We start from the raw sequence: 15,273 nt of genomic DNA on the forward strand, positions 1-15,273 counted from the left end.
TAAACTATAAAAAAGAAACTTGCGCTTATGCACAAGTTTCTTTTCAAAAACATCCTTATTTTTTTACAACTTCATGTCCACCGAACTGATTACGTAGTGCTGAAACTACTTTTCCATGGAATGTATCATCTTCCTGAGAACGATAGCGCATAAATAATGACATCGCGATTACTGGTGCCGCTGCTTGTAACTCAAGCGCAGTTTCAACAGTCCATTTCCCTTCTCCTGAAGAGTTCATTACACCTTTAATGCCATCAAGTTTAGGATCATCTGCAAATGCTTTTTCAGTTAAGTCCATTAACCAACCGCGGATTACTGATCCGTTCGCCCATACTTTTGCAACATCTTCATAATTGAAATCAAAGTCACTCTTATCTAGTACTTCAAATCCTTCAGCGATTGCTTGCATCATGCCGTACTCAATACCGTTATGAACCATTTTTAAGAAATGACCACTACCAACGCGGCCAGCATAAGAATAGCCATTTTCTACTGCTAAATCTTTAAATAAAGGTTCTAATTGGTCATAAATTTCTTTTTCTCCACCAACCATTAAACAAGCACCGTATCTAGCTCCTTCTACACCGCCAGATGTACCGATATCTACATAATGTAATCCGAAGCTTTTTGCTTCTTCAGCACGGCGTAACGTATCTTTATAGAATGAATTTCCACCTTCAATAACGATATCACCTTCATCTAATAACGGATACACATCTTTTAATACTGACTCTACAACTTCTCCTGCAGGCACCATTACCCAGATCGTACGAGGAGCTTCTAATTCAGCGATCATTTCTTTTAATGTATGACGTGCAGTAATTCCTAATTTTCCTGCCTTTTCTACAAGCTCTTTATTTACATCGTATACAACTACTTCATGCTTGTCTTCATGTAAGTGTTCAGCTAATGGGAATCCCATTTTTCCTAATCCAATTAAACCTAGTTTCATATTAATCAATCTCCCATTCTATACAAATATATTTAATATCGAAATTAATCCAAGTGCTACAACTGATAGTATAGTCTCCATTGCGGTCCATGTTAATAATGTTTCTTTCACAGTCATTCCGAAATATTCTTTAATCATCCAAAATCCCGAATCATTCACGTGTGATAAAATTAATGACCCTGCGCCTGTTGCAAGTGCTAGTAGTTCAACATTTACACCAGGTGTACTTGCTGCAATCGGTGCTACAATTCCAGCTGCTGTCATCATAGAAACAGTTGCCGATCCTGTTGCAACTCGGATAAGTGCAGCAATTCCCCATCCAAGTAATATTGGTGAAATATGTGATTCTTTCGCCATTTCAGCAATTGTAGTACCAATTCCAGAATCTAATAACACCTTATTAAATGCACCACCAGCACCAATTACTAACAGTATGTTTGCAATTGGCCCAAGGCAATCATTTGTAAATTGTAATACTTTATCTTTAGAAAATCCTTTTGCATAACCAAGGCTAAAGAAAGAATAAATCGTTGCAATTAATAAAGCGACTATTGGATCTCCAATAAAGTGTAACACTTGTGCAAGTTGACTCGTTTTATGTAACGCTACTTCAGCAATGGATGCACCAAGCATAAGAAATACTGGAAGTAAAATAGTAAACAATGTATTTCCGAAGCTAGGAAGTTCTTTCTTCTTATCTCTTTCAATAAATTGCTCCGCTATATCTAATGGTACTTCCTTATGGATACGAGCACCAATCCATTTCCCATAAAGTGGACCTGAAATAATTGCAGTTGGAAGTCCGACAATTAACGCATATAAAATTGTCTTCCCTACATCTGCTTTAAAAATACCAACTGCCGCCATTGCCGCTGGATGCGGTGGAACAAGTCCGTGTACGACTGACAGTCCTGCTACTAGCGGAATACCGATTGTAATAAGTGATACCCCAGTTTCTAACGCAATTGTAAATACTAACGGAATTAATAGGACAAATCCAACTTGGAAAAATACCGGAATCCCTACTAAAAATGCAACGAACATCATCGCCCAGTGAACTCGTTTCTTCCCAAAACGATTAATTAATGTGTTAGCGATACGTTCAGCACCGCCAGATTCAGCCATCATTTTTCCAAGCATCGTTCCTAGCGCTAAAACTATTGCTAAAAAGCCTAACGTATTACCAAGCCCTAGTTTAATAGAATCAATAATCCCTGGATCTTTTGGTGAAGTTCCAATTAAAGGCATTCCCATTGCCAATCCTACACCAATTGCTGTTAAAATTAATGCGACAAATGGATGCCATTTTACTACCGTAATAAGTAAAAGTAGTATGACAACTGCCGCTAGTACGATCCCAACTACCATTTCTCCCAATCCCCCTATTGTTTACGTTGGAAAGCAGCTATACAATCAAATTCTTCTTTCAAACGATTGTAAAGTCGTTCATACATATAAAACATTTCTAAATATATAGCCGTATTTTCTTTATTCGGTACATGATGATGGACAATATCAATCCAATCCTTTACCTCTTCAAGAGAATCAATTTTTCCTACAGCATATAAAGCAACTGCCGCTGCCCCAAGCGCAGATGCTTCATGACTTTCAGGTACAAGCAATTCTTTCCCCATCATATCGGACAACATTTGTCTCCAAAATGCAGATTTCGCAAACCCTCCTGAAACTCGTATTTCAGTAAGTGGCCCTGTACAGTCCCTGATTGCGAGTGCTACTGAATATACACTCATACAAACACCTTCCATCACTGCACGTATAAAATGTTCTCGCTTATGTTGAAGATTGATTCCAAAGAATGTACCACGAGCATTTGCATTCCAGTAAGGTGCGCGTTCTCCAGATAAGAAAGGTAAAAACAATAGCCCATCCGCTCCAGCTGGTACGCTTTCTGCATATTTAATTAATAAATCATAAGGATCAATTCCGAGCTTCCTTGCAACTTCTTGCTCTGGACTACCAAATTCATCACGTAACCATCTCAGTAATATTCCACCATTATTCGTTGGACCACCGATTACCCAGTGCTCATCTGTTAATGCGTAACAAAACGTTCTCCCTTTCTCATCTGTATTTATATTTGATGAGATTGTTCGAACCGCACCACTCGTTCCAATCGTAATTGCAGCCGCACCCGGTGATATCGCCCCAACTCCTACATTTGCAAGAACCCCATCACTTGCTCCGATGACAATTGGTGTCTCTGCACTTATCCCCATCTTCTGTGCTAATTCTGACTTCATACCTGATAAAATATATGTAGTTGGTACAGGGGTTGATAATTGTTCTGGTGACATATGTAACATCGTTAAAACATCTTCATCCCAATTTAATGTTTCTAAATTAAATAACCCCGTAGCAGAAGCAATCGAATAATCAACTACGTAGCGTGAAAATAATTGGTAAATCACATACTCTTTAATGGAAATAAATTTATAAGCACTTGTATATAACTCTGGTTCCTCTTCTTTCATCCATAACAATTTAGAAAGTGGTGACATTGGATGGATCGGTGTACCTGTACGTCTATAAATTTCATGCCCATTCATTTGATGTAATAATTTTTCTGATTGCTTCGTACTTCGATTATCTGCCCAAATGATAGAACGCGTTAATGGCGTACCATTTTCATCTACTGCAATTAATGCGTGCATAGCTGCACTAATACCGATCGAAGAAATATCTTCTGGTAATACATTACCCTTTTCAATGGCAACGCTTACACTTTTGTATACAGCGGCACATATTACATCAGGATCTTGCTCAGCCCATCCTACGTTCGGTTGAATAATTGGGTAATCGATTGCATGTGATGCAATAACTTTTCCTTTTTCTGTAAAAACAACCGTTTTCGTGCTTGTGGTACCGATATCAATCCCGATTACTCTCCCCCTTGTTTCCATGCGAATCTTCCCTTCATTTCTAGCAAAATACGATTTAGTAAACCGTTTACATGAATTAGTATATAAAATATTTTTTCATTTATCAAGTTATAAAAAGAAAATTTTTTTCATAACAAAAAGTAAATCCCCTCATTCCATTTCACTTATATACTAAATTTAGCTTTTCCATGCGGTAAAATTACGTTATATTGCGTTACGCAATACACTCTTTCCTCTCATTAACAACACATACATAGTACTCCATACGTTCTACTCATTTGCATGAAAAAGCGTTGAGAAGCAATATTCATTTTTAGGGATCACGTAACATCACCATCAAGCCAAGAAAAGTAACTATCCGCAGAATAAGAATTCTGTGCATTTTGCTCTTGTTTATTATTTTAGATTCACTAGTCCTTTTATCTTGATAAACATAGAGCGCGGCCCCCCCACTATCACTTTTTTATCTTGTAAATATATCTTGCATACTATAAAATTTAATAGTATTTTTATTTTTCAGAAAAATAAAACAATAATATAGAATTTATTGTATAATGTTGTAAAAAGATGTCGGAGGGATTTAATGTTAAATAAAATATCTCAATTCACAATTAAGCTTTCATCAATTCTTTTATCACTCTTACTATTATTAAATTTACCTTATTTATTTATCACTCAACAAGGGTTTACCTTTCAACCAATTTATTTTTTTAATCAGATCGTTACCATGTTAAAACAGGTCTTCTCCCCTGAATCATTAGTGATTATAGGATCAGACCCGAAGTTTGGCCATTTCAAAAAAACACCATTATTTCCAACTGTTTTAGAACCTTACCTATATTCATTTACTATATTATTTTTAGCCTTTTTTCTTGCTCTCTTTCTATCATCTAGCATGGCATTTTTTTATTTTTTAGCAAAAGATTATATAAAAAAATGGATAAACCGAATTGTGTTCATATTAGAAGCTGTCCCTGATATGATGATGATGATTTGTTTGCAAATATTTTTCATATGGGTACTTCAGAAATTCGGGGAATCTCCTGTCACTATTATTTCTTTTAATGAAAATCGAGCTTATTTACTCCCTATTTTATCATTAGCTGTCTTACCTACATTACAAATGTTTCGGATGATGGTGTTATACATAAAAGAAGAAGAAGGAAAACATTACGTAGAGGTTGCATATGGAAAAGGCCTTTCATCAAGTTATATACTATGCATTCATTTATTCAAAAATATATCTATCCATTTCTTCCATCATTTAAAAACGATTTTCGTTTTCTTACTTTCTAACTTATTCATTTTAGAATTTGTTTTTAATATGGAAGGCATTATTCAATTTTTATTTAAAAAGGCGTTTGTTTCACCTCCAGCTGCATTTATCATACTTGTCATGATTATTTTACCATTTTATGCTACTTTCCAAATAATCTCTTTTATGATGAATAGATGGAAAAAGCAATTGAAAGGAGTATCATTATGAAATCTATTTGGAAATCAAAACGCTTTTTAATCGGCTTTACTTATCTATTCATACTTGTTTCAGCTAGTTTTATTTATAGTTGGTTCTTTAAAGATAACATCCCAAAACCTCCTCAGTTACTTTACAATGACAATAACGAATTACTTGGAAAGGCCCCCTTTCCACCATCGTTAATGCCGCCTTTTGGATCTGATCGTTTTGGAGAGTCTGTTTTCTTACAAATTGTTGAAGGAGCAAAATTCACCATTTTATTAGCCGTGGCAATTAGCTTCTTTCGAATTTTATTCGGAACATGTATAGGAATCCTCTTAAGTTTATATGCTCCAAAATTCAAGAAATTTTTCCAATCATGCTCAGAAGTTTTTTATTATATTCCAACTTTATTTATCGCATTTATACTCATCACGCCCGTTAATATTGTAATCGTATCAAATGCTGATAGATTAGACCCAAATATTTCATTTGCGTTTTATCAAGTACTCGTACTTATTTTCGTGGCTCTGCCTACACTTTCTTTATATATATCCTCAGAAGTCGATGAATTTATGAAACAAGATTACATTTTAAGTTCACAATTACTGGGTGCTAGCCGTTTTCATATTATCAAAAAACACTTACGAGTCTTATTACTTGATCGCTTATTTGTGGTATTTATGGAACATATCGTCCAAGCACTCATACTCGTTATCCATTTGGCGTTGCTTGACATTGTAATTGGCGGGATACAAATGCGTGAACTCTATGACGGAGTGCTCAAACCTGTTTCTCTATCTAATGATTGGGCAGGCCTTATTGGATTAAATCGTTATGAAATGAATCTTTCATGGTGGATTATTTTTTATACTCTCGTTTCATTCTTTATTACGATTCTATTTATTAAGCTTATGACAATCGGGATTCAAGATGCACTGAAAGCAAGAGATTCGCAAGTTGTAGCAATTCAAACCGTTCCAAGTCATAAAAAATTTGTTAAACATAAAGATTCTTTTTCGTTTGCAAATAAAGTGAACCTTTAATCATTTTTCATTAATCAAATATTAATTGGCATTGATATTAGTAGAATATAAAGAAGATGATCCCTATTAAATACAGGGATCATCTTTTTATGCCGTCTAACTTTTTTACATGTCCTTCGCTAGACTCATGCTTTTTATATTTAAAGTGAATTATTTGCAATCGCAACTATGCTGTTTAAAATCAATTACCATACGCCCTTGAATTCTACCTTGTTCCATTTCTTCGAATACATTTTGTACTTTATCTAGAGAACAGGTTTGAACAACCGGCACTACTTTTCCTTCTGCCCCGAACATAAACGCCTCTTCTAAGTCCTTACGAGTACCAACTAGAGAACCAACTACTTCAATTCCATCTAGTACAAGTCGCGGAATATTTAAATCCATAGTTTCTACTGGTAGCCCTACTGCAACTACTTTACCGCAAGCACGTACTGCATCAACTGCTGAGTTAAAGGCTACTTTAGAGACTGCTGTTACTACAGCAGCATAAGCGCCACCAAGCTCCTCTTGAACAATTTTATCAGCAGGACCTTGAGAAATTGGATTGATAATCATATCAGCACCAACTTCTTTTGCTAAGGCTAATTTGTCGTCATTAATGTCTACTGCGATTACCTTTGCACCAAATACATTTTTGGCATATTGGATAGCTAAGTTACCTAATCCACCGCAGCCATAGATTACAATAGGTTGACCAGGTTTAATATCTGATACTTTAATAGCTTTATATGTAGTTACACCAGCACATGTAATTGATGATGCTTGAGCAGGATCTAATCCTTCTGGTACTTTTACCGCATAATCAGCTGTAACGATACATTGTTCAGCCATACCACCATCTACTGAATAACCTGCGTTTTTAACTTCACGGCAAAATGTTTCTCTACCAGTTACGCAATATTCACAACGTCCACAAGATTGGAACATCCATGCGATACTTACACGGTCACCTATCTTTAGTGAAGTAACATCATCAGCTATTTTCGTAACAACACCTACACCCTCATGACCAAGAATACGGCCATCAGTGTTACCAAAATCATGATTCGCAACGTGTAAATCAGTGTGGCAAACTCCACAATACTCTACATCTACTAACGCTTCACCTGAGCGTAACGGACGTAATTCTTTTTCAATCACTTCGATGTTTGCTTTGCTGTTTTTATTAACCACTACTGCTTTCATATGTGATCTCCCCTTTAGTGTTTTAGCGTTTTAATGAGTTTATCTCACAACTACTTTCCCCACTACTTTGGCTAGTTACCGTACCAAATTTAAGTGTTCAATCATCATTACATGTTCATCATAACATGATACTTCATAAACAAATTGTGAAATTATGAACAATATTTGAATTATTACATAAATCGGTTTTTATTTTAGATTTTAAAAAATGAGAGTTTATCACTGCTTATAAGTAAGTCATACATTTCTAAAAGAAAATAAATTAACAAACTTCTCATCGATAAAAAAGCTCTTCACTCAACATTTTCTACATTTAAACACTTAGTTTCACAGTAATAGCCTTTGCCGCCAACATAAACTTTTTCTATTTTATTCTTGCTATTGGTTGCTAATTTAACTAATATTTCGGAAGGCGAGTGTAAAGAATAACCTTGTTCAAATACATAGACTTCTTTTTGCAAATAGTGCTGTTCATAAAGGTAGCAAGCTAATGCACCGTTTGAAGTTCCAGTCGCTGCTTCTTCATTAATGTCGTATAGTGGAGCAAAATTTCTGCATATAATTCGATTGTCATTAAAAGTATATAGATGCATCCCGACAACATTATAATACTTGCTGATTTCTTTAATTTTTTCAAAATTAGGTTGCAGTGCATGTAATTGTGTTTCGCTTTTTATAGGAATTAAAATATCTTTTAAGCCCGTGGAGACAATTTGAATTGGGTATTTATTGTCTATATCTTTAATGTCAAAACAGTCGATGAACTCGTTTGGAGATACAACATCATAGAATATCGGTTTATTTTGTTCCATGAATATGATGTCATCTTTTATGGTAATAGTAAGAACACCACTGTTCGTTTCAATCGTATAGCGATTCCTGAAAAGTTTATTTAAATGCATCAGTATCGCGAAAGAGCCAATTGTGGCATGACCACATAAATCAACTTCTTCTTTTGGTGTAAAATACTCAAATTTATAATCAGCAATTTCAGATTCTGATATAAATGCGGTTTCCGCATAACCCAATTGTTTGGCTATTGTCATTTTTTGAGTAGTGGTCAATGTATTTGTATTCTCAATAAATACCACTCCTGCTTTATTTCCGCCTTTATGATCCTTGCTAAATGCACTTGCAACATAAACGGATATTTTCATAAGACACCTTCCTCACTTATAGTATAGAAAGCACTACATATAAATAGCATTGGATAAATTATCCATAAAATAAGAGACAAACTATTTTTAGCATTTGAACTCTCCAAAAATAATTGGTCTACAGTCTGAAAGCTCTTCATTTGAAGAGCTTTTTTATATTCGCTTCATCGAAATCGTTTCACGTATACTTTGTAAATTTTTTAGAGTTTCCTCTTGTCGCTGCAGCGACACCCCTACATACAAAGTATCTAATAAACTTAACTGTGCTAATCGTGATGAACTTGCTTCTGTGCGGAATTCAGTCTCACGTGTTGATGTATATAACGTTATATCAGCAAGTTGACTTAATGCTGATTTCTTATAGCTCGTAATCGCAATAATTTTGGCCCCTCTTGCTTTCGCTACTTCTAACGCTTCAAGTAATCCTTTATTGCTACCAGAATGAGAAATGCCAATAACAACTGAATTTCCCGAGAGTAAACCTGCTCCCATAATTTGAAAATGTGAATCAGTATGAGCGATACAAGAAACACCCGTTCTCATAAACTTATGATACGCATCCATCGCAATAATACCAGAGCCACCATTTCCATAAAACTCAATTCGACTTGCTTCTTGCAAGGCTCGTACAGCCTGCTCAAGTGCTGTTTCATTTAGCAAATGTAAAGTATCTTGCAGTCCTGTAATATGCGAATGAAAAACTTTTTTAGCAACAGTTACCATACTATCTTCTGCTGATACCTCTTCATGAATATTTTGCATCGGTGTATGTACAATTTCACGAGCTAATGTAATCTTTAAATCTTGAAAACCTTGCAAACCAAGGTGTTTACATAAGCGGAATATCGTAGCTTCGGAACTATTCGTAACTTCAGCTAATTCTGTAATAGATTTATGTACAACATCTTGTGGATGTTTCAAAATATGTTCGGCAATACTTCGCAATTTCGGTGATAAACCATTTAACGAAGCCTGAATCTTTCCAATCCCACTTCTTGTACCAGGCATAGCATATCCTCCTCTTCCATCGTAGCTTTATCCTGTAAAAACCGATTAGTTTAACTAATAATCAGTGGGGATGATCCCCCACTGATTAGAGTTTCACTTTATTGTACCTAATTATTAAAAGAAGAAAAACCTATATTAGGGATTACTATAAATTTTAATCGCTCCTATGTATTCTGTCATACGATATAACAGAATTATTCATACTTATGAATAATTCTCCCCATGTTTCACTGCGTATAATGCGGCTTGCGTACGATCATCCACTTCCAATTTAGCTAAAACATTTGAAACGTGTGTTTTCACAGTTTGTTCTGTAATATGAAGTTCTGCTGCAATCTCCTTATTGCTTCTTCCTTTCGCAATTTCGCGAAGTACCTCTTGCTCTCTTTTCGTTAACATTGAAAAAGGATTTTCCATTTCCTTCTTTACTGCAGAACGCCCCATTAATGCAGGTGTTACTTTCGGGTGAAAATTCGCATTTCCTTGATGTACTGCAATAATAGAAGCCACAAGTTGCTCAGGTTGTACTTCTTTTAATTGATAACCATCTGCTCCAGCTTCAAGTGCTGGTATAACATAATCTTGCTCTGAAAAACTACTTAATATAAGTACCTTTATCGTCTCATCGTATTGCTTTAGACGTTTTGTTGCCTCAATTCCATCCATTTTCGGCATCGATACATCCATTAGTACGACATCCGGTCTTTCTTTTTGCACGAAATGTAATGCCTCTTCGCCATTTTCCGCTTCCCCAATAATTTCAAATTCTTCTCTCGTTTTCAAAAAGAATACAAGTCCTCTTCGAACAATATGATGATCCTCAACTAGTAGCAATTTAATCTTCAATCTTATTCTCCCCTTCAAATCGGCAATTGAATTTCTATTTTTGTTCCCTTTCTCAGCTCTGTTATAATTTGAAACGATCCCTTCATTAACTGAATACGTTCCTTCATACTTTTCAGGCCAAGTGCTGACTCCCTTACTTGCTCTTGTATAAATCCTATTCCATTATCTTCTATGTAAAAATGTAACTGGTTATTTTCTATTTTCAAAAGAACATGTACCTTTTCACACGAAGCATGCTTTTTACAATTATGTAGCGCCTCTTGGCTAATACGCCATAAAACTTCTTCTATTTCATCCCCAATTGAAACCATCCCATCAATTCGAACTTCCACTTGAACTCCTAATAACTTCCCGTAATTTTGAATTGCTTCTGCTAACCCTTTCTCTAATCCTTCAGGTCTTAATTGCCAAATTAATAGAGTCATCTCTTGTAATGCTTCTTGTGATAATTCCCCAATATAACTTAACATCTCTTGCAATTCTCTATCTTGCGTCATATTCAGAGTACCTTTCGCTGTTAGCATAATAGAAAATAGCAATTGTTTTACTGAATCATGTAAATCACGTGCAAGTCGATTTCTTTCCGCTACCACTACATATTTACGTTCTTTCTCAACTAATTGAATACGTTGTATTGTCGTTCCAATTTGAAATGCAATTGATTCTAATAACGCTAACTCTTCCTCTGAAAAATGAGTCTTATGAGGTGCAGCCACATTTAGTAGACCAAATTTTTCTGATCCAGACCTAAGTGGAATTGTCGCATGATGTGTAACATCTTCTGTCTCTCCCCAATTACATTCAATTGCATCTTCTATTCGCTTACATTCAATAATATTAGTCGCTTTTTCCAATCTCCCATTCACAAAACGTTCTACACACCAACAGTCCCCTTCACACATCGGCTTCTTCTCTTGCCACGTAAGAGCTGGTGGTAAATTTTCGTCTACAAGCATACGGTGCTTTCCACTTTCATCAATAAAGAAGATCCACCCTGTTTGTAAATTCATAACTTGTAACAATGTATGCAATACTTTTTCTAACATATCCTGTAAGTTTGTTGCTTCATTTAATAATTCAGCAATTTCTTTTAATGCTTCTAAACGATGCATCTCTTTTTCTTCAAAGTTCATTCTCATCACCAACTACAATTATAACATTAAGAAATTTCTAAATTCTATAAATAAAAAAAGAACCGAATCCCTTCAGCCCTTTCTTTATATCAATCATTTTATTATTGTTATTCTATCCAATGTTGGAAGCAAAATTTTTGTTAACAAACGATCCTACTTTAGCTGTCCGATAAAGATTGTCCACCATGGATATGCTGTAAACTTTCAGTAGTAACAACCATATTCGCTGCTGGCATTTGCACTTGATTCTTATGAAACATAGACATTAATTCAAATCTTACTTGTCTAGAAGTTTCAAAATAATCTTCTGGCTTTATTAAACCTGTAATACAAAATTCATAGCCAACATATTTCAGGTTAGGATTTAAGTCTGTAACACCGACGTATTTAAATGGTTCAACAGCGTCATCCTCTACTCTATAAAGAGTTTGATCCAATTTTTCATTGCATATAACACATACTTCTTCTAACAATTCCTTCACTCTTGTTGGATCTTCCTGATAACTTACCGTGATGCGTTCAATTACACGCATCCATCCTTTATTAAAATTTTGTATCGTTCTAATCTCTCCGTGCGGGATGGTAAGTAGTTTTCCTGACCATTCACGTATTTGCATAAAACGAATACTAATCTCTTCAATAGTTCCTGAATTTGTTCCGTTAAAAGTTACAAAATCACCAACTCGAAACTCTTTGTCCGCTAATCTTGCAAAGCCTAATATAACATCTTTTAGCATCTGTTGTGCTGCAAAACCGATGACAACTCCAGCTATCCCTGCACCTGCAATAATACTTTTTATATCTACAAATTGGCTAATTAAATATATGATAAGACTGATGATAATGATATATCTAAAAATAGATCGAATTACACTTTGAATCGTCTGCTCTACCTCTTCATCAAAAAAGCTTGATTTCCTAAAAAACCAATCAATAATACGGTTTATTACAAACGAAATAATGATTAAAACTAAAGCAAATAGTAAAAATCTTAAAAGTAAAAACTCCCTTACATAATTAAAAAATTCTTCAGTATACGTTAATAAACTCATCCATCCACTTCCTTAACTAATAAAAATTCTATACAAAGCTGCTATATTTTTAAAATTCATTAGACATTCTTCTATAAATATACCCTTTTTCATAACCTAAAGGGAGCTAGCAATTGAATTTTTTTATGACTTTACTTGAAGACTACACTACCCACCCTAACAAAAGGAAAACATTTACATAATATCGAATAGTTCATTTGAAAATATTATTACTCACGGAGGTTACAAGCAATGGGATATATTGAAGAACTAAGAGAAGTTGTTGGATCAAGACCGCTTAATTTAGCAGGCGTTGCGGTAGCTGTTTTCAATGAACAAGGACAAATACTACTACAACAAAGGCGACATGGCATGTGGGGCGTTCCAGGAGGTTTTGTGGAACTTGGTGAATCTATAGAAGCAGCCGGAAGACGAGAAGTACTTGAAGAAACAGGAATTGAAATTGGTACACTTCAGCTAGCAACTGTATTTTCAGGTAAAGAATTTTTTATGAAATTACCGAACGGAGATGAATTTTACCCTATAACAATCGCTTACCTTTGCAAAGATATTACAGGTGGCTTGCTAAAAGCTGATGGAGTCGAATCATTACATGTACAATTTTTTAATTTAAATGAGCTACCACAAAATATTAGCCCATTCATAAAAAAATTAATTGAGCAAAATATCGTCTCAGTTTAAACGCAAAAAAGAGACCTTTTTAAAGGCCTCTTTTTCATTTCACTTCTGCATGTAAACAAGATTTAAAATGTCCAAGTGCAAATTCATGCCCTTGCGCATTAAAAGATGCAACTGCCTTTTCATAAACAACAATTTTAAATCCTTTATTATAAGCGTCTACTGCTGTGTGAAGAACACAAATATCAGTACAAACACCTACAAGATGAACTTCTTCTATTCCTCTTTCTCTTAACTTCATTTCTAAGTCGGTTCCTGCAAATGCACTATATCGTGTTTTATCCATGTAATATACATTTTCAGCATTTTTATATGTTTCGTATACATCTTGTAATTCCCCAAACAAATCTCTTCCACTTGTACCAGCTATATTATGGGGTGGGAATAATTTTGATTCTGGATGATATACATCATTTTTTTCATGTTTATCAATCGCAAAGACAACGTAATCTCCATTTTCAATATATTGCGTCGTTATATGTACAATTTCCTTCTCAATTTCTTGGCCTGGTTTTCCGCAAGTTAAAGCACCTTTTTCCGCTACAAAATCATATGTATAATCAATATTAATAAGAGCTCGTTTCATAACTACTATCTCTCCTTCTTCTGTTTCACAGTAAACAATAGAAAATTTGTTATTACGACATCGTATGTACTATTCGACATTTCAAATGAAATACCTACATTTTCCTTGTAAAACTTACCTTAATTCGAGTTTATCATAAAGTGAAACTTTAATCATTGGAGAGTTTGTTCATCTCCAATGATTATTAGTTAAACCAATCGGACAGTTGATCTCCCACCTAATCTCCTCACATATACCGAGTTTTAAGGCGAGGTCTTACTGCCCATTAATGCGGGATATAATAGATACACAATGGTAAAACAACTAGCTCCTATTACGAAGTCACAAACTCGATAATTAAGCATAATTTGAATAACTTCTTGGATCGTAAACTACATTACTTACAGTATTATACTAATCACGAAGAAAAGAACACACCGATTCACATCTTCAACCTCTTTCTCTGTGATAGTAGAAACAAGTGATTTCTTCCTTCTTAATCGTATTAGAAAACGAAACAAGTTAGTCACTCTTGCACACTCTAGTCCAAACAAAAAAAGCACATTACTTTTTGAGTAATGTACTTTTTATTCATATTAAGACGCTGGTTTTGTTTCAAACGTCGCTTGATTAAAACTAATAACTTTTCCTTTCGGATCATTATTTTCATACTGAACTGCAGTAATTGTATGACTACCTGTTTCTAGCGTCTTTTCTTTTAATTGTACTGTTGTCTGCGTTGTACTAGTTACTTGATGTTTATCTGTATACATTTGATCTACAAATATGAATGTTTCTTTATCACTTTGAAAATTAGAAAGTTCTAATTCAACTTGCTGAATTAAAGTATCCTTTTTGATGAATACAGTCGGTATATTGCCATTTTCAGAAGTACCATCTGGAGTAATAACTTTTACTTTCCCTTCTCCAATTGACATTGCACCTTCAGGAAATACAACCATATTCTCATCACTTGCGTTTACAACTTGTTCTTCCTGTTTTGATTGCGCGTCCTCTTTTTCCTGTGGAGCACCGCAACCTACTAATAACAATACAGACAATCCAGTGATTATGAATTTTTTCAAAATCCATCCCCCCTGTCATTTGATTATAATTTATTATACAAAAATAACTTTTAAATTTTAAGACAACATTTAAAACTTTTATGAACATATAGAAGCTTGCTCACGATTAATGTATCATACTTTCCTTAATAGAACATTAATTTTTTTTATGAAATAAATAGTAATTCCTTCTTATTTATCATTTTAGCCCAACAAATCGATATAATA

General features: G+C 34.6%; 14 protein-coding genes. 3 read left to right on the forward strand and 11 right to left on the reverse strand.

Annotated elements, in window-relative coordinates:
* Nucleotides 1–55: 55 nt before the first annotated feature.
* From gnd to gntK, 3 genes are read right to left on the reverse strand one after another with little or no spacing between them, the layout of a single operon-like run.
* Complete coding sequence (gnd, locus tag RT27_RS14930; RefSeq protein WP_000765981.1) at nt 56–952, reverse strand: phosphogluconate dehydrogenase (NAD(+)-dependent, decarboxylating); 897 nt, start codon at nt 950–952, stop codon at nt 56–58.
* Between the two features lie 18 nt (nt 953–970).
* Complete coding sequence (locus tag RT27_RS14935; protein WP_000260205.1) at nt 971–2,320, reverse strand: GntP family permease; 1,350 nt, start codon at nt 2,318–2,320, stop codon at nt 971–973.
* 14 nt (nt 2,321–2,334) lie between these two features.
* A complete protein-coding gene (gene gntK / locus RT27_RS14940) occupies nt 2,335–3,873 on the reverse strand; it encodes a gluconokinase (RefSeq protein ID WP_043936541.1) in 1,539 nt (512 codons plus the stop codon).
* A gap of 562 nt (nt 3,874–4,435) precedes the next feature.
* Here gntK and RT27_RS14945 point away from each other — a divergent pair.
* Nucleotides 4,436–5,338 (forward strand): ABC transporter permease subunit, encoded by a 903-nt coding sequence (locus RT27_RS14945; protein ID WP_029442226.1) that lies wholly within the window; start codon nt 4,436–4,438, stop codon nt 5,336–5,338.
* A complete protein-coding gene (locus tag RT27_RS14950) occupies nt 5,335–6,354 on the forward strand; it encodes an ABC transporter permease subunit (protein WP_043936542.1) in 1,020 nt (339 codons plus the stop codon). The genes RT27_RS14945 and RT27_RS14950 overlap by 4 nt, the downstream gene beginning before the upstream one ends.
* A gap of 150 nt (nt 6,355–6,504) precedes the next feature.
* Here the strand turns inward: RT27_RS14950 and adhP are convergent, their stop codons facing one another.
* The 6 genes from adhP to RT27_RS14980 all read right to left on the reverse strand — a co-directional run bounded on the left by adhP (nt 6,505) and on the right by RT27_RS14980 (nt 12,738).
* Nucleotides 6,505–7,542: an alcohol dehydrogenase AdhP gene (adhP, locus tag RT27_RS14955; protein WP_029442224.1), complete on the reverse strand. Its 1,038-nt coding sequence runs from the start codon at nt 7,540–7,542 to the stop codon at nt 6,505–6,507.
* A gap of 293 nt (nt 7,543–7,835) precedes the next feature.
* On the reverse strand, nt 7,836–8,699 hold the full coding sequence (locus tag RT27_RS14960; RefSeq protein WP_029442223.1) for a PhzF family phenazine biosynthesis protein: 864 nt from the start codon (nt 8,697–8,699) through the stop codon (nt 7,836–7,838).
* 153 nt (nt 8,700–8,852) lie between these two features.
* A complete protein-coding gene (locus RT27_RS14965; protein WP_029442222.1) occupies nt 8,853–9,707 on the reverse strand; it encodes a MurR/RpiR family transcriptional regulator in 855 nt (284 codons plus the stop codon).
* Between the two features lie 204 nt (nt 9,708–9,911).
* Nucleotides 9,912–10,553: a two-component system response regulator CasR gene (casR, locus tag RT27_RS14970; protein WP_029442221.1), complete on the reverse strand. Its 642-nt coding sequence runs from the start codon at nt 10,551–10,553 to the stop codon at nt 9,912–9,914.
* 14 nt (nt 10,554–10,567) lie between these two features.
* Complete coding sequence (gene casK / locus RT27_RS14975; RefSeq protein ID WP_172452100.1) at nt 10,568–11,665, reverse strand: two-component system sensor histidine kinase CasK; 1,098 nt, start codon at nt 11,663–11,665, stop codon at nt 10,568–10,570.
* 179 nt (nt 11,666–11,844) lie between these two features.
* On the reverse strand, nt 11,845–12,738 hold the full coding sequence (locus RT27_RS14980; protein ID WP_016081774.1) for a mechanosensitive ion channel family protein: 894 nt from the start codon (nt 12,736–12,738) through the stop codon (nt 11,845–11,847).
* Nucleotides 12,739–12,969: 231 nt separating this feature from the next.
* On the opposite strand from RT27_RS14980, the gene RT27_RS14985 reads away from it, so the two are divergent.
* Complete coding sequence (locus RT27_RS14985) at nt 12,970–13,419, forward strand: NUDIX hydrolase (RefSeq protein WP_043936543.1); 450 nt, start codon at nt 12,970–12,972, stop codon at nt 13,417–13,419.
* 34 nt (nt 13,420–13,453) lie between these two features.
* On the opposite strand, the gene RT27_RS14990 is transcribed toward RT27_RS14985, so the two are convergent.
* Both RT27_RS14990 and RT27_RS14995 read right to left on the reverse strand, forming a co-directional pair.
* Nucleotides 13,454–14,002, reverse strand: coding sequence for an isochorismatase family cysteine hydrolase (locus RT27_RS14990; protein WP_000816771.1), 549 nt, complete (start codon nt 14,000–14,002; stop codon nt 13,454–13,456).
* Between the two features lie 575 nt (nt 14,003–14,577).
* Complete coding sequence (locus tag RT27_RS14995) at nt 14,578–15,066, reverse strand: hypothetical protein (protein ID WP_000713494.1); 489 nt, start codon at nt 15,064–15,066, stop codon at nt 14,578–14,580.
* Between the last annotated feature and the right edge of the window lie 207 nt (nt 15,067–15,273).

Origin of the sequence: Bacillus sp. L_1B0_5 (assembly GCF_000836715.1) — a bacterium.
Classification (GTDB): Bacteria; Bacillota; Bacilli; order Bacillales; family Bacillaceae_G; genus Bacillus_A; species Bacillus_A thuringiensis_S.